This is a genomic window from Bradyrhizobium sp. HKCCYLR20261 (genome assembly GCF_051168435.1).
In the GTDB taxonomy this organism is placed as follows: Bacteria; Pseudomonadota; Alphaproteobacteria; order Rhizobiales; family Xanthobacteraceae; genus Bradyrhizobium.
The window spans coordinates 147,071-167,343 of record NZ_JBNPUZ010000002.1; the positions used below are offsets into that span (position 1 = coordinate 147,071).

Annotated in this window: 17 protein-coding genes; 7 read left to right on the plus strand and 10 right to left on the minus strand. The window is 65.7% G+C overall.

The window, feature by feature from the left end; all coding sequences use genetic code 11:
• Positions 1-357: 357 nt before the first annotated feature.
• From ACQR1L_RS04325 to ACQR1L_RS04345, 5 genes are all read right to left on the minus strand, one after another.
• Entirely contained in the window at positions 358-633 is a 276-nt protein-coding gene (locus tag ACQR1L_RS04325) for a hypothetical protein (protein ID WP_434856695.1), read from the minus strand.
• A 710-nt stretch (positions 634-1,343) separates the two neighbouring features.
• Positions 1,344-1,658, minus strand: a complete 315-nt coding sequence (locus ACQR1L_RS04330; protein WP_434856696.1) for a hypothetical protein — start codon at positions 1,656-1,658, stop codon at positions 1,344-1,346.
• Positions 1,659-1,688: 30 nt separating this feature from the next.
• On the minus strand, positions 1,689-2,132 hold the full coding sequence (locus tag ACQR1L_RS04335; protein WP_434856697.1) for a RidA family protein: 444 nt from the start codon (positions 2,130-2,132) through the stop codon (positions 1,689-1,691).
• A 21-nt stretch (positions 2,133-2,153) separates the two neighbouring features.
• A complete protein-coding gene (locus ACQR1L_RS04340) occupies positions 2,154-3,824 on the minus strand; it encodes a benzoate-CoA ligase family protein (RefSeq protein ID WP_434856698.1) in 1,671 nt (556 codons plus the stop codon).
• Positions 3,825-3,999: 175 nt separating this feature from the next.
• Positions 4,000-4,494 (minus strand): MarR family winged helix-turn-helix transcriptional regulator, encoded by a 495-nt coding sequence (locus ACQR1L_RS04345; protein WP_434856699.1) that lies wholly within the window; start codon positions 4,492-4,494, stop codon positions 4,000-4,002.
• Between the two features lie 317 nt (positions 4,495-4,811).
• On the opposite strand from ACQR1L_RS04345, the gene ACQR1L_RS04350 reads away from it, so the two are divergent.
• Both ACQR1L_RS04350 and ACQR1L_RS04355 read left to right on the plus strand, forming a co-directional pair.
• A complete protein-coding gene (locus ACQR1L_RS04350; RefSeq protein WP_434856700.1) occupies positions 4,812-5,984 on the plus strand; it encodes an ABC transporter substrate-binding protein in 1,173 nt (390 codons plus the stop codon).
• A gap of 20 nt (positions 5,985-6,004) precedes the next feature.
• Positions 6,005-6,463 carry a cupin domain-containing protein gene (locus ACQR1L_RS04355; protein ID WP_434856701.1) on the plus strand — a complete coding sequence of 153 codons (459 nt, stop codon included), beginning with the start codon at positions 6,005-6,007 and terminating at the stop codon, positions 6,461-6,463.
• A 117-nt stretch (positions 6,464-6,580) separates the two neighbouring features.
• On the opposite strand, the gene ACQR1L_RS04360 is transcribed toward ACQR1L_RS04355, so the two are convergent.
• The 4 genes from ACQR1L_RS04360 to ACQR1L_RS04375 all read right to left on the minus strand — a co-directional run bounded on the left by ACQR1L_RS04360 (position 6,581) and on the right by ACQR1L_RS04375 (position 11,958).
• Positions 6,581-7,828, minus strand: a complete 1,248-nt coding sequence (locus tag ACQR1L_RS04360) for a flavin-dependent oxidoreductase (protein WP_434856702.1) — start codon at positions 7,826-7,828, stop codon at positions 6,581-6,583.
• A 53-nt stretch (positions 7,829-7,881) separates the two neighbouring features.
• The gene (locus ACQR1L_RS04365; RefSeq protein ID WP_434856703.1) at positions 7,882-10,230 is read right to left on the minus strand and encodes a bifunctional salicylyl-CoA 5-hydroxylase/oxidoreductase; all 2,349 of its coding nucleotides are present in this window, start codon (positions 10,228-10,230) and stop codon (positions 7,882-7,884) included.
• Between the two features lie 87 nt (positions 10,231-10,317).
• A complete protein-coding gene (locus ACQR1L_RS04370) occupies positions 10,318-11,154 on the minus strand; it encodes an enoyl-CoA hydratase family protein (RefSeq protein ID WP_434856704.1) in 837 nt (278 codons plus the stop codon).
• A gap of 42 nt (positions 11,155-11,196) precedes the next feature.
• A complete protein-coding gene (locus tag ACQR1L_RS04375; RefSeq protein ID WP_434856705.1) occupies positions 11,197-11,958 on the minus strand; it encodes an SDR family NAD(P)-dependent oxidoreductase in 762 nt (253 codons plus the stop codon).
• Between the two features lie 170 nt (positions 11,959-12,128).
• On the opposite strand from ACQR1L_RS04375, the gene ACQR1L_RS04380 reads away from it, so the two are divergent.
• The 5 genes from ACQR1L_RS04380 to ACQR1L_RS04400 are packed head-to-tail and all read left to right on the plus strand — an operon-like array spanning position 12,129 to position 17,847.
• A complete protein-coding gene (locus ACQR1L_RS04380; protein ID WP_434856706.1) occupies positions 12,129-12,956 on the plus strand; it encodes an alpha/beta fold hydrolase in 828 nt (275 codons plus the stop codon).
• Positions 12,953-14,239 carry an acyl-CoA dehydrogenase family protein gene (locus ACQR1L_RS04385; protein ID WP_434856707.1) on the plus strand — a complete coding sequence of 429 codons (1,287 nt, stop codon included), beginning with the start codon at positions 12,953-12,955 and terminating at the stop codon, positions 14,237-14,239. Before ACQR1L_RS04380 ends, ACQR1L_RS04385 begins: the two co-directional genes overlap by 4 nt.
• A 3-nt stretch (positions 14,240-14,242) precedes the next feature.
• On the plus strand, positions 14,243-15,757 hold the full coding sequence (locus tag ACQR1L_RS04390; protein WP_434856708.1) for a class I adenylate-forming enzyme family protein: 1,515 nt from the start codon (positions 14,243-14,245) through the stop codon (positions 15,755-15,757).
• Positions 15,758-15,769: 12 nt separating this feature from the next.
• Entirely contained in the window at positions 15,770-16,864 is a 1,095-nt protein-coding gene (locus tag ACQR1L_RS04395) for an NAD/NADP octopine/nopaline dehydrogenase family protein (RefSeq protein WP_434856709.1), read from the plus strand.
• Complete coding sequence (locus ACQR1L_RS04400) at positions 16,861-17,847, plus strand: 3-hydroxybutyryl-CoA dehydrogenase (protein ID WP_434856710.1); 987 nt, start codon at positions 16,861-16,863, stop codon at positions 17,845-17,847. Before ACQR1L_RS04395 ends, ACQR1L_RS04400 begins: the two co-directional genes overlap by 4 nt.
• A 1,368-nt stretch (positions 17,848-19,215) precedes the next feature.
• Here ACQR1L_RS04400 and ACQR1L_RS04405 read toward each other — a convergent pair.
• Entirely contained in the window at positions 19,216-20,262 is a 1,047-nt protein-coding gene (locus tag ACQR1L_RS04405; RefSeq protein ID WP_434856711.1) for a peptidase M29, read from the minus strand.
• Between the last annotated feature and the right edge of the window lie 11 nt (positions 20,263-20,273).

Consider the following 20,273-nt stretch of genomic DNA (forward strand, 5'->3'; position numbering starts at 1 on the left):
GTGCCGCGCATCAGCGCGGCGCGGCGCCGATCCGGGACCCATACTCCGCGGCGGACGTGAAGGGCACGAAGCCAATCGCCAGCGTGCCTCAAGCTGCTCCCTAGGGGTATGGGTCCCGGCGCTCGCCGGGACGACAGCTGTGTTTGTCGTTCGACTGTCGCATATGCAGACACAGATGCTGCGCCTGATGTGCATCGAACGTAGGATGGGCAAAGACATCGGGCGGCGCGAGCCGCGTGAGGGCGTGCCCGCCGACAGACCATCCGCGAAGGACGGTGGGCACGGCGCGATCATATAGCGGCGACTAACAACTACACTACGGCGCGCCTTTGCCCACCCTACGCACCGTCGCCTGAGCTACCGTCCGCCCCCAGCGCGCTTCATCAGGGTCGCGCGCTGCTGGTCCGAAAAACTCACGCCCGATTTCTTCTCCACCACCCGCACGGCCCACGACCGCATCGGATCGTCATCCACCCGCGCCGGCTCGCGCAGGATGGCGACGCCGATCTCCAGCATCTTGGCGTCGGCCTGATGCTCGATGCCGCCGCCTGCCGTGCTCGTCAACCCGAACACGCCGGCTGCCGCGCCGATCGCTGCTGCCAACGCCGTCGTCACGAAGAGTCTCCAGTCCAAGTCCGCCCCCTGCTCTCACTGCCACTGAGCGGCCACGGTCGAACAGGTTGGTGGCTGCGACATGGCAATCCCGAGTCCATCGTTCGGCAACGCGCGCATCAGATGACCACAATTGTTCGATGAGCGAAGCCAGATGCGTGCGAACTGTGACGTGCTATGTGACTGCCCGTCGCGTTACCTTGTCGCAGCAGTGAGGCCTTGTGTCGTCGGGCAAATCAGCCCGATGCTTACGCTCAACCTGCCTCGACGAAGAGGGGCGTACGCGTCGTCACGATACGTGAGGCAGGCTGCGGTGGACGTCGTGCATCATGCGCATCTCGCGCGGACGAGTGATGTGGGACGTCCGGTGAAGTCGTGATGTCCTGATACCCCGATGCTGGTATCACCCGCGCGATGCGCAAGCATCGTCGCGGCATGGTGGCCAACAAGCCCGGCGCACCAGGGAGACCACGTATAAGCCGATAAAACATCGCGCAGGGAAGGCCGGCATGTTCGGCCCACCTGTGGTTCCTGCCCCGTGCATTTTCTGTCGCACGGGGGCCGCGGGTGTGGTGAGCACCCGGCCTTCCCTGCGCCCTCGGTTCTCCCGTGGGTGATCCACCAGCAAGGCTCGGACGCGTCAGCGCCGCGAGAACGCGCATGCTCGTGTCCGGTCGACGTGAAGAACGCCTGAGGAGAAGCGGATGCACGCGCCCGCGCGCAATCGCGATCTAGCCCCGCATGGGCCGATCCGATCGGCCATTCACCGGCGACACATCCGCATCAACGAACAGGCGCTGATGGGCCGCAATGGCGAGATTGGCCATCCTGAGCCGGTTGGTCTGGCCGCGATCGACCAGCCGCGAGATTTCGGCCGCCAGGAACTGATAGGTTTCGACCTCGTCGCGGACGGCGCCGGACCGCCAGAGAAAGTCGAGCGCGATGTCATAGGCCTCGGCGGCCGCGGGCTGTCGAACGTCACTGAAGATCAAACGTGCCATGGAAGTGAAGGCGCGGAGGCGAGTCTGGTTCCTGTAGCGGGACATGATCTCACCACCTCCGTGCCGGCCTGGCCCTCAGCGCGGCACCACCGCGGTGGCCTCGATTTCCACCCGCGCCGCCTTCTCCACGAGCCTGACAACCTGCACCAGCGCCATGGCCGGATAGTGGCTGCCAAAGATCTCGCGATAGATCTTCCCGAGCTCCTTCAGGTTGCCGAGATACTCGTCCATGTCGACGACGTACCAGGTCAGCCGCACAAGGTGCTCCGGACGCGCGTCGCCCTCGGCCAGGATCGCGGCAATGTTCAGCAGCGCCTGCCGGACCTGCGCGATGAACCCGTCGGCAAGCTTCTCCTGCGCGTCCCAGCCGATCACACCGCCGGTGACGACGATGCGCCCCTCGGCGCTGATGCCGTTGGCATAGCCCTTCGGCATCGGCCAGCCGCTCGGCTGCAGCACGCGCAGGCTCGAAGCATCCTGCTTCACCACGGCGAGCGTGGGCGCTTTGGTCGTGCTCACGAACGTCTCTCCCTGTTTCTGCTACGCGGCCGTGCCGGAGGCCGCGGCCTGCGCGATCTGCCGCAGAGCGAACCGCTTCAGCTTGCCGGTCTCGGTCTTGGGCAGTTGCGTGACGAATTCGATCGCGCGCGGGTATTTGTACGGCGCGATCTCGCGTTTGACATGCTCCTGCAGCTCGGTCACCAGCGCCGGCGTGCCCTCCGCTCCGGGCGCCAGCACGACATAGGCTTTCACGACCATGCCGCGGGCTTCGTCGGGGGCGCCCACCACGCCGCATTCGGCGACGGCCGGATGGGTCAGCAGCGACGCCTCGACGTCGGTGCCGGCAATGTTGTAGCCCGACGACACGATCATGTCGTCGGAGCGGGACTGGTACCAGAAGTAGCCGTCCTCATCCATCACATAGGTGTCGCCGGTCACGTTCCAGCCGTTCTGGACGTATTTGCGCTGGCGTTCGTCGGCGAGATAGCGGCAGCCGGTGGGACCGCGCACCGCGAGCCGGCCCATCGTGCCCGGCGGCACGTCGCGGCCCTCATCATCGACGATCTTGGCCTCGTAGCCGGGCACTGGTTTGCCGGTGGCGCCGGGACGGATCTCGTCCTCAACAGCGCTGATGAAGATGTGCAGCATCTCGGTCGAACCGATGCCGTCCATCAGCTTGAGCCCTGTCGCCTTCAGCCAAGCGTCGAAGGTCGGCTTCGGCAGGGTCTCGCCGGCGGAGACGCATTTCCGCAGCGAGGAGATGTCGCGGCCCTCGAGCTTGCCCAGCATCGCGCGATACGCCGTCGGCGCGGTGAAACAGACGGTCGCCTTGGTGCGCTCGATCGCGCCGAGCAGATCGTCCGGCGAGGTCTTCTCCAGCACGACGTAGGAGGCGCCGATATGCATCGGAAACAATACGCCGCCGAAGCCGAAGGTGAAGGCGAGCGGTGCGGTACCGATGAAGCGGTCACTCTGGCTGGCGCGCAGCACATTGCGGGCATAGCCGTCGCACACCGCGAGCATGTCGCGGTGGAAATGCATCGTGCCCTTGGGATCGCCGGTCGTGCCCGAGGTGAAGGCGATCAGGCAGAGATCGTCGGAGGCAGTGTCAACCGCGGTGAAGTCGGGGCTCGCGTCTACAATCAGCGCTTCCAGCGCGTCGGGCTGCCCGTTGCCCCAATACACGACCTGCTTGAGCGCCGGCGCGAGCGGGCGGGTCTTTTCCATCTCGTCGGCCAGCTTGCCGTCGCACAAGGCGAGTGCAATCTGCGCCTTCTGGATCGGATAGGACAACTCCTTGGCGCGCAGCAGCGGCATGGTGGCCACCACGATGCCGCCGGCCTTGATCGCCGCCAGATAGGTCGCGACCATCATCGGATTGTTGGCGGAGCGCAGCAGCACGCGGCCGCCCGGCACGAGGCCGAGCTTGCCAACGAGGACATTGGCAATTTTGTTCACCAGCGCCTGCAGCTCACGATAGGTGTAGCTCACCTCGGTGCTGACGATGCACGGCGTATCGCCCCGCCCCTCCGCGACCCAGCGGTCGAGGAAATGCGTCACGCAGTTCAGCCGCGGCGGATACTGGAATTCGGGACGGCTGAACACGAAGTCCGGCCACAGCTCGCGCGGCGGCAGGTTGTCCTGCGCGAAGGTGTCGACATGGGCGCTGTGCGCGCTCTCCGGCTGCTGAACCTTGGCGGCAGTGGCCATCACACGCTCCTGTCTCAAAGGGAAGGACGCCCGGCACGTTTCAGTCCTAAACATTTTAGACTTAAAACAATTGGACGCAAGAGGCGAAGAGAGCCGAAGATTGTGCACTGCCCGCAAATTGTTTGAGCGTTTGCCGCGCGCCGCGGCGTGCCTGCGACGTGCTGTCAGGCCCGGCTCAGTCCTGCCGGCGCTGCACGGCCTTCTGTGCGGAGCCCTTGGTCTTGGCCAGCAGCCGCATCAGTTCGCGCACGTCCTTCTCCGTGAGATCCCCGAAGATGTCGGCGATCCAGCCCTCATGCTCGGTGGCCATCTTGCGGAATTCGGCGCGGCCGAGCTTGGTCAGGCGGATCACCTGGACGCGGCGATCGGTATCGGAGGTACGGCGGTCGAGATGGCCGGATTCGACAAGCCGCTCGACCAAGCCCGTCACGTTGCCGTTCGACACCATCATGCGCTTGGACACGTCGGACAGGGTCATGCCGTCAGGCGCCTTGTCGAGCTGCGCCATCAGGTCGAAACGCGGCAGGGTCACGTCGAAGCGCTCGCGCAGCCGGCCGCGGATTTCGCCCTCGATCAACGTCGTACAGGTCAGCAGCCGCAGCCACAGCCGCAGCTCCTCCGCATGGTCCTCGGGCAGCTCGACGGCCTTGGTCTCAGAATCAAGCGTCATGACGGGTTCACTGGTGACGGAATCATTTGGAGCACGTTCAGCCTCGTCGGCGCGGCTCATGAGTTTGACCTTCAGGAGGTCAAGGGAGCAAGGAAAAACGTACCGTCATTTGCGCCGGACGGTGAGCAGGACAATTCCTTTAACCTTCAAGCAATTGGCGCGCCGCTTGCATACGGCCGAAACTGCCCGTTCCGCAAGCAGCTCGCTTGCGGCTCGGGGCATCATCAGACTAGGCTTGGTCCAAGCTGCGGTCTGACCCATCATTCGGTCAGGTGCCAAAAACAAGACCTGAATTTCCGCATCCCGGGGGAGTTGTCATGAAAGTGAGTTCGAAGCTGGCCGGTCTCGGCGTCGTGGCGTGCGTGCTGGCGCAGCCGGCGCTGGCCGCCGACAAGATCAAGATCGGCGTCATCGTCACCCTGTCCGGCCCCGCGGCCGCGCTCGGCGGGCAAGTCCGCGACGGCTTCAACCTCGCGATCAAGGATCTCGGCGGCAAGATGGGCGGCAAGGACGTCGAGGTCGTCGTCGCCGACGACGAGCTGAAGCCGGACGCCGCGATCACCAAGGTCAAGGGCCTGCTCGAGCGCGACAAGGTCGACTTCGTCGTCGGCCCGATCTTCTCCAACATGCTGCAGGCGATCCACCGCCCGGTGACCGAGAACAAAACCTTCCTGGTGAGCCCGAATGCCGGCCCGTCCAGCTATGCCGGCAAGGAGTGCAGTCCGTTCTTCTACGTGACCTCGTATCAGAACGACCAGGTGCACGCGATCCTCGGCAAGGTGGCGCAGGACCGCGGCTACAAGAAGATGTACCTGCTGGTGCCGAACTATCAGGCCGGGCGCGATTCCGTCGCCGGCTTCAAGCTCGACTACAAGGGCGAGATCGTCGAGGAATCCTACGTTCCGCTGAACACGCTCGACTTCCAGCCCGAGCTGTCCAAGATCTCCTCGCAGAAGCCGGACGCCGTGTTCACCTTCATGCCCGGCGGCATGGGCGTGAACCTGGTGAAGCAGTTCAAGCAGGCCGGCCTCGCCGACACGGTTCCGGTGCTCTCGGCCTTCACGGTCGACGAATCCACCCTCCCCGCGCAGCAGGATGCCGCCGTCGGTATGTTCGGCGGCGCCAACTGGGCGCCGAACTTCGACAATGCCCAGAGCAAGAAATTCGTCGCAGCCTACGAGGCCGCCTACAACATCGTGCCCGGCACCTATGCGATGCAGGCCTATGACGCCGCCCTGCTGATCGACAGCGCCGTGAAGGCGGTCAAGGGCGACCTCAGCAACAAGGACGCCGTCGCAGCCGCGCTGAAGAAGGCCGATTTCGCCTCGCTGCGCGGCAACTTCAAGTTCAACACCAACGGCTATCCGATCCAGGACTTCTACCTGACCAAGGTCGCCAAGCGGCCCGACGGCAAGTTCCAAACCGAGATCGTGCAGAAGGTGTACGAGAACTACGCCGACCGCTACGCCAAGGATTGCGCAGCCAAGTAACGACAGGGAGTGAAATCAACATGAGCCATCCGGAAATCGCCGGCATCACCCGGGCCAATGAGGGCATCCAGGGCATCTCCTGGAACATCCTCGGCCAGGTCTACGTGCCGAAGAGCCGCACCGAGCACAGCTTCTCCTGGCATGCGACGTTCCCGGTCGGCACCTTCGTGCCGCCGCACATCCATCCCGACCAGGACGAGTATCTCTACATCCTCGAAGGCCGGCTCGACTTCTTCCTCGACGGCGCCGAGGACTACGCCACCGCCGGCGACACGGTGCGGCTGCCGATGGGCAAGCCGCACGGCATCTTCAACAAGTCGCAGCAGACCGCGAAGACCCTGTTCTGGGTGTCGCCGACGCGGCGGCTCTACGAGCTGTTCTGGGGGATCCACAACATGCGCGACCAGAACCCCGACGACGTCGTGAAGCTCGCCGCCGAGCACAACATCCACTTCTTGCCCCCACCTCCGGGGGCGTGAGGCGACCGGCGCTTGAGCTACGAGCCGTCGCGCAGCAAACAGTGCGCTCCCTCTCCCCGTCCTTCACGGGGAGAGGGCTGGGGTGAGGGGCAGCCCCAGCAACGGTCTGAGCTACAACTACGACGCCTGCCGCGTCACCATCCGCGCGGCAAAGCCAGCCCGGCTCGCATAGCCGCGTACGATGCCCTCGCGGGCCTCGTAGTTGAGAATGGTGTTGATGTCGGTGAACCCTTGCGGCGCGAGCTGCTCGACGGCATCGATGACGCCTTCCGGCCCGCCACGGCGGTTCGACGCGACGATCTCCGCGGTCATCGGCAGCCGCTTCTGCTCATAGGCCATCAGCGCCTGGCGCGGATGCTCCGAGCGGGCCAAGGCATCGGCGAGCGCACGGGCATCGAGGATCGCCTGCGACGCGCCGTTGGAGCCGACCGGATACATCGGATGCGCGGCATCGCCCAGCAACGTCACGCGACCGCTCGACCAGTACGGCAGCGGATCGCGGTCGCAGCAGGGATACTCCCAGAACTCCGGCGTCGCGCGCACCATCGCCGCGAAGTCGACCTGGGGAATGGAGAAGCCGTTGACATGCGGCATCAGTTCGTCGGCCTTGCCGAGCCGCGACCAGTCCTCGCGCCGCGGCGGCGCGGTGTTGGCGTCGCCGATGCGCACCAGGACAGCCCAGTTGGTGAGCCGGGTCGCGGTGCTCGAGCCCTCGGCGATCGGATAGATCACCGCCTTGGCGTTGAGGCCGCCGGCGATGATCATCGACCGCCCGCTCAAAAACACCGGCCAGTCCGTGGCGCCGCGCCACAGCATCAGGCCGTTCCAGCACGGCGCGCCCTCGTTCGGGAACAGCGTCTGCCGGACCTTTGAATGGATGCCGTCGGCGCCGATCAGGACATCGCCGCGGGCGGTGTGGACATGGGAGCCGGAGCGGTCAAAGAAATAGGCGGTGACCCCGCCCTCGTCCTGGGTGAAGGAGCCGAGCCGGCAGCCGGTGTGGACCTTCTCTGGTCCGAGCCGCTGCATCACGGCCTCATGGATCACGCTCTGCAGCCGGCCGCGGTGGATCGAGAATTGCGGCACGTCGTGACCCGCGTCGACGCCACGGGTCTCGTGCCAGACCTCCTGGCCGCGCCGGGTCAGATAGAACAGCTCATAGGTGCGGATGGCGACCTCATCGAGCCGGTCGAGCAGCCCGAGTTGGGCAAGCTCGCGGATCGCGTGCGGCAGCGTGTTGATGCCGACGCCGAGTTCGCGGATCGACTCCGCCTGCTCGAACACCTCGCAATCGATGCCGCGCGCCCGCAGCATCAAAGCCGTGGTCAACCCGCCGATACCGCCGCCAACGATGATCGCCTTCATCGCCCATACTCCACTGACATTCGTCGTACCGGGCGGCAGCGTCGCACAGCGGCTTACTCCGCCGCAAGCGGCTTCGCCGCCTCCGCCTTCAGCTCCGCCCGCGTTTTCGGTTTAGCCTTAATCTTCAGCTCCTCAAAGTCCTGCCGCTCCCGCACGCTATTGCGGAAGATCTGCTCCTTGCCCGGCAGATATTGCGGCGGACAGAACATGTCGGCGCCATACCAGGCCGCCGCCTTCATGGTGAAGGCGGGATCAACGAGATGCGGGCGGCCGAGCGCGACGAGATCGGCGCGGCCGGCAGCGAGAATGGTGTTGACCTGGTCGGCGCTGGTGATGTTGCCAACGCACATGGTCGCGACATGAGCCTCGTTGCGCACCTGGTCAGAGAACGGCGTCTGGAACATGCGGCCATAGATCGGCCGAGCCTCACGCACGGTCTGTCCCGTCGAGACGTCGACGAGATCGACGCCGGCCTCGCCGAACGCGCGGGCGATCAGCACCGCATCATCGCCGGTGATGCCGCCCTCGGCCCAATCTGTCGCGGAGATGCGCACCGACATCGGCTTGTGCGCCGGCCAGGCCGCGCGCATGGCCGCGAACACTTCAAGCGGGAAACGCAACCGGTTCTCGAGCGAGCCGCCGTACTCGTCCGTCCGCTTGTTGGTCAGCGGCGAGATGAAGCTCGCGAGAAGATAGCCGTGTGCACAGTGCAGCTCGAGCATGTCGAAGCCGCAAGCGTGGCCGCGCTCGGCCGCCGCAACGAAGTCGGCCTTGATCGCGTCCATCGCGGCACGGTCGAGTTCGCGCGGCACCTGGCTGTCGGGGAAATACGGCAGCGGCGACGCCGACACGATGTCCCAGGCGCCCTGCTCCAGCGGACGGTCCATGCCGTCCCACATCAGCTTGGACGCCCCCTTGCGGCCGGCATGACCGAGCTGCAGCGCGAACTTCGCCTGCGAGTTGGCGTGGACGAAATCGACGATGCGTTTCCAGGAGGCTTCCTGCGCATCGTTCCACAAACCGGCACAGCCGGGCGTGATACGCGCATCGCGGCTGACGCAGGTCATTTCGGTGAACAGCAGGCCCGCGCCGCCGATCGCCCGCGAGCCGTAGTGCACCAGATGGAAGTCGCCCGGGACGCCCTCCTCGGCGGAGTACATGCACATCGGCGACAGCACCGCACGATTGGCGAGCGTCATGTCCCGCAGCTTGAGCGGCTGGAACATCGGCGCCACCGGCTTATCGACATCGACCTCGAAGCCCTTGGCGCGCACCTGGCGTGCAAAAGCCTTGTCGACCTCGACCACGAAGTTCGGCGCGCGCAGCGTGAGATTGTCGTAGGTGATCGCCTTCGAGCGAGTCATCACGCCGAAGGCGAACTGCACGGGATCGAAGTCCCAGAAGCGGTCGACATGCTCGAACCAGACCAGCGAGACGTCAGCGGCGTGCTGGGTCTTCTCGACCTCCTCGCGGCGGCCGTGCTCATAGAAATCGAGCGCCGCCGGAATGGTCGGCGCGCGCTGCATGGCCTCGGCCAGCGCGATCGCATCCTCCATCGCGAGCTTGGTGCCCGAGCCGATCGAGAAATGCGCAGTCGACTTGGCGTCACCCAGCAGCACCATGTTGTCCTTGACCCAGCGCTTGTTGCGGATCATCGGGAAATTGCGCCACATCGAGCGGTTGATCAGCAGCGGATGATCGCCGAGGAACCAGCCGAAGATCTCCTTCATGCGGTCGGCGGATTGCCGCTCGTCGAGCCCGGTCAGGCCAGCCTTCTCGAACGTCTCCGGATCGGTCTCGAAGATCCAGGTCGAGTGCCCCGCCTCGTACTGATAGGCGTGCGCGATGAACGGACCCCACTCCGTCTCCTGGAAGATGAAGGTGAAAGCATCGAGCGGCTTGGTCGAGCCCATCCACGCGAACTTGTTGGCGCGCAGGTCGACCTCGGGCTGGAAATGATCGACGTATTTCTGGCGGAAGCGGCTGTTGATGCCGTCCGAAAGAATCATCAGGTCGGCATCTGCGAACTGCGACTCGTCCTCGAGATCGACCTCGAAATGCAGGGAAACGCCGAGCTCGCGGGCGCGCTCCTGCAGAATGCGCAGCAACGTCCGGCGCGAGCAGCCGCAGAAACCGTTGCCGCCGACGCGATGCACGGTGCCGCGGAAGTGGACCGCAATGTCGTCCCAGTAGGCGAACTCCTGGGTGATGCGCTGGTAGCTTGGAAGATCGTGCTTCTCGAAATTGTCGAGCGTGGCGTCGGAGAACACCACGCCGAAGCCGAACGTGTCGTCGGCGCGGTTGCGTTCGTAGACCGCGATGTCGGCCTTGGGCCGCTGCTTCTTGAGCAATATCGCCGCATAGAGACCGGCAGGTCCGCCGCCGATGATCGCGATCTTCATGAGCGCCTCCACTGGAGAGCCGAGCCAATGGAAATTATTTTAGACCTAAAATATTTCCTGGCAAGCCCCTTCGGTTCCTTCCATTCGTCAATTGCCTTGGAAGACCGGCTTCTGCTTGGCAGCAAAGGCTTCGAATGCGCGGTTGAAATCCTCCGTCGTCATGCACAAGGCCTGGGCAACTGCCTCCGCCTCGATCGCCTCCTCGACCGACATCGCCCATTCCATCGCCAGCATGCGTTTGGTCATCGTGTTGGCGAAGGTCGGACCATTCGCGATCTCCGTCGCCAGTGCCACGGCCTGGGCCAGCACATCCGTCGGCGTGACGATCCGGCTGAAGAAGCCCCAGCGTTCGCCCTCGTCCGCGCTCATGAAGCGGCCGGTGTAGAGCAGCTCGGAGGCACGCGACTGGCCGATGATGCGCGGCAGGATCGCGCAGGCGCCCATGTCGCAGCCGGCCAGACCAACCTTGTTGAACAGGAATGCGACCTTGGCGCCGGTCGCGGCGAGCCGGATGTCGGAAGCCATCGCGACGATCGCGCCGGCGCCGGCACAGATGCCCTCCACGGCCGCCACGACCGGCTGCGGACAGGCGCGCATCGCCTTGACGAGATCGCCGGTCATCCGCGTGAACGCGGTCAGGCCCTTGGTATCCATCTTCACCAGCGGCCCAATGATTTCGAACACGTCACCACCCGAGGAGAAGTTACCGCCCGCGCCGGTCACGACAATCGCCTTGACGTCGTCGTCAAACGCGCAAGCGCGGAAGAAATCCGTCAGCTCGCGATAGCTCTCGAAGGTCAGCGGGTTCTTTCGCTCCGGCCGGTTCAGCGTCACGGTCGCGACGCGATCCTTGACCGCGAGCAGGAAATGGCTCGGCTTGTAGTCGGCCAACGGCACGGTGACGGGATTGGCGGGCTTGGACATGTGAACTCCCTCGGTTCGATTATTCTGTCTGAACGACGCGACCTAGACTTCGCCGCCGGCTACTGCGATCGCCTGCCCCGTGATGGCGCCGGCGCCAGTACCGCACAGCCACAGCACGGTGTCGGCGACCTCTTGCGGCTTGATCAGCCGTCCCTGCGGATTGTGCTTGGCAAGCTCGGCGATCGCCTGCTCGCGGCTGCGGCCGGTCTTCTTCATGATATTGTCGACGCTGTCGGCGACGAGATCGGTGTCGGTGAAACCGGGACACACGGCGTTCACGGTCACGCCCGTCGCAGCCATCTCCAAAGCCAGCGACCGCGTCAGGCCAACGACAGCATGCTTCGCGGCCGTATAGGCACTGACATAGGGGTAACCCTTGAGGCCCGCGGTGGACGCCACCGCAACGATCCGGCCGTAAGGCTGCGCCCTCATCGCCGGCAACACGGCCTGCACGGCGTGCACGACGCCCATGAAGTTGATGTCCATCATGCGGCGGAACAGCGCGGCGTCGGACTTCAGGAACGGCGCGGACTCCGCGCTTCCCGCGTTGGCAACCAGGATCGCGATCGGCTGTCGCGCGGCGGCAGCCGTCACCGCCGCAGCCAGCGCCGACTGATCGGCGACATCGGCGATGGCGGCGTGATCGGCGCAGCCGGACGCGATTGCTTCATCGAGCGTTGCGCGGCTGCGCCCGACGATCGTCACGGTTGCGCCGGCGGACTTCAAAGCGCGCGCGATTTCGCGCCCGATGCCGCGGCCTCCACCGGTCACCATCGCATGCGCTGCTGCTGGCAGTCCGGACATGCGCGCGTCTCCTCATCTTTGCAATACGATCGCAGCTTCGAGATTATTTTAAACTTCAAATTTTTGCAACAACACGGCCGAAGCGGCTTGACACTCTTGTCGACGCGGCTAGCGTTCGAAGGCCTGGAGCACGCAGCGTTGCGGCTTCTGGTGCCATCTCGGAGGTCTGCGTGTCCGCGTCGCAAATCCTGACCACGAAGAACGGCCGCTTCGGCTACGAGGCAGCGGGATCGCCCGATCGGCAGACCCTGGTGTTCCTCCACGGCATCGGCGGCGCGGCGCGCGCCTGGCGCGGCCAGCTTGCCCATTTCGGCGAGCGCTTCCATGCAGTGGCCTGGGACATGCCGGGCTACGGGCAGTCCGCCAGACTCGATGCGGTCAGCATCGCCACTCTCGCGGCCGCGCTTCAGAGCTTCCTGAACCAGATCGATGCGCGGCGGCCAATCCTGGTCGGCCATTCCATCGGCGGCATGATCACCCAGGACTGGCTGATCACGCATCCGCACGCCGCGAGCGCTGTCGTGCTGGCACAGACCAGCCCCGCCTTCGGCAAGGCTGATGGCGACTGGCAGAAATCCTTCATCGAGGCGCGCCTCGGGCCACTCGATCGCGGCGCCACGATGGCGTCGCTGGCACCGGATCTCGTGAAAGAACTGGTCGGCGACGATGCCGACCCCGCCGGTCTCGACCTTGCGACATCCTGCATGGCCAGCGTTCCCGAGGCGAGCTACCGCGCTAGCATGCTGGCGCTGCTCGGCTTCGACCGGCGGCAGGCGCTCAAAAATATCAAGGTGCCGACGCTGGTGCTCTCGGGCTCCAGGGACCGCAATGCACCGGCGCCGATGATGGAGAAGATGGCGAGCTTCATTCCTGGCGCTCACTATGTCGAGCTTCAAGGTGCCGGTCATCTCGTCAATCTCGAACGTCCCGGCGAATTCAACGCTGCGCTCGACGCCTTTCTGAAATCACACGCCACGACAACTGCGGAGGCACGATGACCATCCAGGTCCAGAAGACGGCAACGGCCTCCGGCGAGGCGCTCGACGCGCCGATGTTCGATCCGGCCGCCTACCGGCTCACCGCCGAGCAGGCCGACATCATCACCCGCGCGCGGCAGCTCGGGCAGAGCGTGCTGGCCGGTCGCGCCGCCACCTGGGATCGGGAGGCGACGTTCCCGACCGAGAACTACAAGGACCTGCATCGCGCCGGCCTGCTCGGCATCTCCGTTCCCAAGGCGCTCGGCGGTCTCGGCGCCGGTTACCAGACCTACGCGCTCACCGCCGCCGAGATCGGCCGCTACTGCGGCGCGACCGCGCTGACCTGGAACATGCATGTCTGCTCGACCCTGTGGTCGGGACCGCTTGCCGACGATCTCGACATGGAGGACGATGTCCGCGCCGAGCACCAGCGGCGGCGCGCGATCCACTACAAGCGCATCGTCGAGGACGGCGCGATCTACTCGCAGCCGTTCTCGGAAGGTGGCGCGGCCGCGGCGGGCGGCGTGGCGTTCGGTACCGAGGCGAAGCCGGTGAAGGGCGGCTGGCTGGTCAGCGGCAAGAAGATTTTTGCCTCGCTGTCCGGGCACGCTGATTACTACGGCGTGCTGTGCACGGAGATCAGCGAGGGCGAGAAGGCCTCGCGGCGAAACACGCTCTACCTCGCGATCCCGGCGAAGAGCGAAGGCGTCTCCGTGGTCGGCGACTGGGATCCCCTTGGCATGCGCGGCACCGTGTCGCGCACGCTGGTCTTCAAGGACGTCTTCGTCGACGAGGATGCGGCGTTGATGCCGCGCGGCGTCTACTTCCAGGCGGCGATGCGCTGGCCGCACATGTTCATGACGCTCTCGCCGACCTATATGGGCCTCGCGCAGGCCGCCTACGACTTCACGGTGAAATATCTGCGCGGCGAGGTGCCGGGCATGCCGCCGGTCAAGCGGCGGATGTATCCCACCAAACAGATCGCCGTGGCGCAGATGCAGATCAAGCTGGAGCAGATCAAGGGCATCTGGTTCCAGGCGGTCACCGAAGCGCGCGCCAATCCGACGAAAGAACAGGTGCTGCGCGCCTATGCCGCGCAGTATTCGGTCATGGAAGGCGCCAACGAGCTCGCCGCGCTTGCGATCCGCACCTGCGGCGGGCAGTCGATGCTGAAGACGCTGCCGCTCGAGCGCATCTATCGCGACAGCCGCTGCGGCTCGCTGATGCTGCCGTGGACCGCCGAGCTGTGCCTCGATCGCATCGGCCGCGAGGCGCTGTACGAGCCCGGCGAGACGGACGAGTAGCGCGTGGACCTCTGCAGCCTGATCGAGCGCAACGCCGCGTTCACGCCGGACAAGCCGGCGATCCGTTTCGAAGGCGCGACGCTGACCTATGCCGAGTTCAGCGCGCGGATCGCCGCGATGGCGCGGGCGCTGAAGTCCGAGTTCGGCGTCGGGCGCGGCGACCGCGTCGCCATTCTCAGCCTGAATCGGCCGGACTATCTGGTCCTGCTCTATGCCTGCGCCAGGCTCGGCGCGATCCTGGTGCCGCTGAACTGGCGGCTGGCGGTCGCCGAGCAGGTCTTCATCCTGTCGGATGCCGCCGCCAAGGTGCTGGTGCTGGAGCAGGCCTTTGCGCCGGTGCTGCCGGCGCTCGCGGAGCAGCATCCCGAGACGGTGCCGGTCGGTGTCGACTTCACGCCGGCCAACGGTCTGGCGATCGATGAACTGATCGCCCGCGGTCACGGCGATGATCGCAATCCGCATATCGATCTCTCCTGCCCGCTCCTGATCGTCTACACGTCGGGCACGACGGGCCGGCCGAAAGGCGCCGTGCTGCGCCAGGAGGCGCTGCTTTGGAACGGGGTGATGAGCCAGCACATGCATGGCCTCACCTCCGACGATCATGTGCTGACAGTGCTGCCGCTGTTTCATGTCGGCGGCCTCAACATCCAGACCACGCCGGCGCTGCATCACGGGGCCACCGTCACCTTGTATGCGCGCTTCACGCCGGACACGACGCTCGCAGCCATCGTCAATGAGCAGCCGACATTGACCGTGCTCGTGCCCGCAACCATCCAGGCGGTCACCGAGCATCCAGGCTGGGCGGCCGCGGACCTTTCTTCGCTCAAGGCCGTCTCGACCGGCTCCAGCATCGTGCCGCCGGCGCTGATCGATCGCATCACCGCGCGCGGCGTGCCGGTGCTGCAGGTCTATGGCTCGACCGAGACCTGCCCGATCGCAGTCTACACCCGGCTCGGCGGCGACCTCTCGCGCGCGGGCTCGACAGGCCTGCCGGGGCTGTGCTGCGAGGCCAAGATCATCGATCGCGATGGTGATGATCTCCCGGCCGGAAAGGCCGGCGAGATCGCGGTGCGCGGGCCGAACGTGTTCTTCGAATATTGGGGCAACGCCAAAGCCACGCAGCAGGCCATCCATGACGGTTGGTACCGCACCGGCGACATCGCGCAACGCGATGCGGACGGATACTTCTACGTGCTCGAGCGCAAGAACAACATGATCATCTCGGGCGGCGAGAACGTCTACCCGGCCGAGATCGAGCGCGTGCTCGCCGAGCATCCGGACGTCGTCGAGTGCGGCGTGATCGGCCGACCCGATCCGCGCTGGGACGAGGTGCCGGTGGCCTTCGTCGTCAAGCGCAAGGATTGCGCGCTCGATGCCGAGACGTTGCGCGCGCATCTGCAATCGCAGCTCGCGCGCTACAAGGTGCCGCGCGACATCGTCTTCGTCGACGATCTGCCGCGCACCGCGCTCGGCAAGGTGCAGCACCATCTGCTGCGCCAGAGGCCCGATGACCATTAAGGAGATGCGCTTGTGAAGATAGCAGTGCTGGGCGGCGGCAACGGCTCGTTCGCGGCTGCCGGTGATTTCGCCCTTGCAGGCCACGAGGTCCAGTTCTGGCGCCGTGATGCGGATGCCGTGGCGCAGCACAGAGCGGCAGGCTCGATCATCACCGTCAAGGACGTCAGCGGCCGGCACGAGGCGAAGCTCGCGCTGGTCACGACCGATATCGGCGAGGCCGTCCGGGGCGCCGAGCTGATTCTCTGCCCCGCGCCGGCCTTTGCGCAAGCAGACATCGCGAAACAGCTCGCGCCGCATCTCGCCGACGGCCAGGTCGTGTTCCTGCCACCGGCGACGTTCGGCACGATGATCTTTGCGGCGGCCGCGCGTGACGCCGGCAACAAGGCGGAGGTCAGCTACGCGGAGACCGGCACCCTGCCCTGGCTGACGCGCAAGCACGGGCCGTTCGAGGTGGCGATCACCATTCGCGCCAAGCGGCTGCCGGTCGGCGTCTTCCCGCAGAAGACAGCCGAGCACGCGCTTGCCGTCATCGGACGCGCCTTCCCCGACGTAATCGAGCCGTGCGGCGATGCGCTGTCGGGCGCGCTCATGAATGCCGGCTGCATCATTCATCCGCCGCTGATCGTGATGAATGCCGGTCCGATCGAGCATTTCGAGCGCTGGGACATTCACAAGGAAGGCACGCAAGCTGCGATCCGCCGCGTCACCGACGCGCTCGACGCGGAGCGGATCGCCGTGCGCGAGGCGCTCGGCTATGGCGCGCCGCATTTCCCGCTGGCGCATCACTACGCCAAGGAGGGCGAGGTCTGGATGTATGGCCGCGGCTCGCATGACCGGCTCACCGACTCCGGGGACTGGCGCGAGCAGCTGGTGCTGACGCAGCATCGCTACATGCGTGAGGATCTTCGGCTCGGACTGTCATTCCTGATCTCGGCTGCGGAGCTGACCGGAACGCCCACGCCACTTGCTCGCGCGTTCCTCGCCATTGGCGGGGCGATCTGCGGCGAGGATTTCATGGCGACGGGACGCACGCTGAGCAGCCTGGGCTTTGGTGGACTCGATCGATCCGCCCTGCAGGCGCTGCTGCGCGACGGGTTCGCGGCATGAGCGCGCGCGGTCACATCGCCTGTCTCGGCGCCGGCCGCATGGGCCGCGGCATCGCGGTCGCGTTCGCCTATGCCGGTCATCCAGTGACAATGATCGACATCAAGCCGCGCACGGCGGAGGAATTCGCCAAACTGGAGCGCGAGGCGCTCGGCGAGATCAGCGCGACGTTCTCGACCTTGGCGCGGCTCGGGATGCTGCAGGCCGCCGATGCCGACAGGCTGATGGCCAAGATCACCGTCGCGCCGGCGGCGGCGAGCAACGACGTGCTGGCGCAGACCACGCTGGTGTTCGAGGGCGTGCCGGAGATCGTCGATCTCAAGCGCGAGGTGCTCGGCGCGGCTTCGCGCGCCGTGGCGCCGGATGTCATCATCGCCTCGACGACGTCGACGATCCTGGTCGATGATCTCGCCAGTGCGATCGACAAGCCCGAGCGCTTCCTCAATGCGCATTGGCTCAATCCGGCCTATCTGATCCCGCTGGTCGAGATCTCGCCGGGCCAGGCGACCGATCCCGACGTGACGGCGCGGCTGAAGGCGCTGCTCGAAGAGATCGGCAAGGTGCCGGTGGTGTGCGCGGCGACGCCGGGCTTCATCGTGCCGCGCATCCAGGCGCTCGCCATGAACGAGGCCGCGCGCATGGTCGGCGAAGGTGTCGCCAGTGCCGAGGAGATCGACAAGGCGATCCGCTACGGTTTTGGCTTCCGCTACGCGGTGCTCGGCCTGTTGGAGTTCATCGACTGGGGCGGCGGCGACATCCTCTACTACGCCAGCCGCTATCTCGAAGGCGCGCTGGGCAGCGACCGCTATCGCGCGCCCGAGGTGATCGAGCGCAACATGGCCGAGGGCCGGATCGGCCTGCGCACCGGGGCGGGGTTCCTCGATTATTCGGGGATGGATGTCGCCGCCTATCGCGAGCAGCGCCTCGGCGCATTGGTCGACATGCTCAGGCATTTCAAGCTGGCCCGGCCGCCGGTGGTGGAGTGAGGATTTCGGTGTAGGGTGGGCAAAGGCACGTGGCACATCATCGCCGTTGCGCGATGATGTCTCTCGCGCCGTGCCCACCATCTCACTCAACATCCGCGGATGCATGGTGGGCACGGCGCCATCAGCAGCTGCAATCCGAGACGCAGCACGGCAGCGCCTTTGCCCACCCTACGACAGCTGGGCTTTGGCCTCTCACTCATGTTGATCGCGACTGAATCAACAAGCACCGTCGTCATCCCGGCGAACGCCGGGATCCATAACCCCAGGAAGCTGTTCGAGGCAGGCTGGTCATTGGCATTTTGCCCAGCACCTCTGCTGCGGAGTATGGGTCCCGGATCGGCGCCATGCCGCGCTGGCGCGCGTCATGGCTTGTCCGGGACGACAATTGCGGGTTGGTCGGATACACGGGTCAAACAGCGATCGAGATGAGTACGCACGATATGAATACGTGCGGCATGAGGGCGCGATCTCGCGGCCGATGACGCCCGAGCTATGCATCAGTTCGTCCCTCGCAAACATGCAGAGGGCGCAGGGAATGCCGGGTGACAGCCTCACCCATGGCCCGCCTGCGGAAAAAAATGCAGGCGGCAGGTACCACAGGCAAAGCCGGAACACGCCGGCATTCCCTGCGCGATGGGTTTACGGCTGCTTCGCGATCTCCCCGGTGCGCCGGGCTTGTTGGCCACCGTCGTCCACGTGATGCGTCAGCACCAGCGCAAACTTGACCTCAGCATCGGGAGGCCAGGACCACGCGACTTGACCGTCCGCGAGCGATCGTTCGTCCGCGCCCTCGTGAGTGAGGACGCTGCGATCTCTCGCGGCCACCGCTCCCCGCCTCGCGTGTCGTGACGATCGCGCGCTACGCCCCTCTGCTTGAGGCGGGATGGGGAGAGAGAACCATATATTCCGAAAAATGGCAAGTGATTTATATTTTTCGGAATACATACGATCACACGTGACATGCGTCCGCCTCGTCGTTTGAGGCAACCTGCCGCCGCGATCGCGGTGCCCTCCCCTCCCCCTTGCGGGGAGGGGTCGGGGGTGGGGGTCTCCGGGCGCTGAACGGCGTTGGGGTGAATGTACCGCGAAGTGCCAGCGCTTGTAGCCGTCAGCGGCACCGCCTGGGAGACACGCAAAGCAATCGAGGCTTGCGCAAACCACCCTGGATTGCTTCGCTGCGCTCGCAATGACGCTGTGGGGGCATCGCGTCCAACAGGCGGTTCGCCCGCGGACCGGAGCTCCGCTCTTCTCTCTGAGAGCGGAGTTCGGGGACCCCCACCCCCGACCCCTCCCCGCAAGGGGGAGGGGAGCGACTGCCAGCGGGGCGAGTGCTCGAATACGGCTAAGAGGGCTATCCGAAAGAAAGGACTACCCGAACACGTCCTGCAGCACGCCGTGCTTGATCACGGCAACCCCATCCAGCTCGATCGTCGTTCCCATCATCGGCAGATCGAAATGGCCCGCCGTGTAGCGGCCGGCGAATTCGTTGGCGCCGGTGGAGAACAGGAAGTTGCCGGGGACGGCGCGCAGTTCGGTGCCGTTGGTGTCGCGCTGGTCGTACATGGTCAGTGCTTCGTAGCGTGCGCCGGGATTCATGCCCCAGCCGACATGCGAGACGGCATAGGCCTCGCGATCGCCCCAGGAGGCGAGATAGGCGCGCATCATCGCGGCATCGGCGCCCTCGCCTTCCAGATCCGTGATGTAGTCGTCGCGCATCGTCATCGTGACGGGCGAGGACAGATAGCGCTTGAAGGTGAGGTTGATGTCGCCGGGCGCCATCACGATGGTGCCGTTGACCGATTTGCTCTTGGGGAAGCTGACGACGATGCCGCCCGGCCAATGCGCCAAGGTACCGGGACGATCGGTCCAGCCCCAGACGCCGACCGTCGAGGCCCCCTCCATGATCACATCGAGATCGGTGCCGGCCTTCGAGGTCACGCGCATCCGCTTGGTGCCGCGCAGCATCTTGGCGGCGGCGCGGACGCGCTTCTCCAGCGCTGCATCGGGCCGCATGCGCTCCAGCGCTTCCGGATGCTCGTTGGAGATCACGAGAATGCGCGCGCCGGCTTTGAGGATCTCCGGCGTCTCCACCGCATGCATTAGACCTTCGATTGTGCAGTCGACGACGAAGCCGGCCTGCTGGAGGGCCGTCACGACGGGGCCGAGCTTGCCGATCGCCTCGGACGCGCCGGTCGATCGCACGGGCACCGGGTGGGGATTGCGCGGCGTCGGTACGATCACATGGAAGGGGCGCGCGCCCATGCGCAGCAGCGCCAGCTCGGCGATGTGGACGTTGAGCGGGCGCGACTGCGTTTCCGACAAGATGGCGGCGGTGTCGCCGGCCTTCACCGCGCAGCGCTCGAAGATCTCGCAGAATGCGTCGATCCATTTCGCCTCGATGCGATCCGCCAGCATGGTCGTTCTCC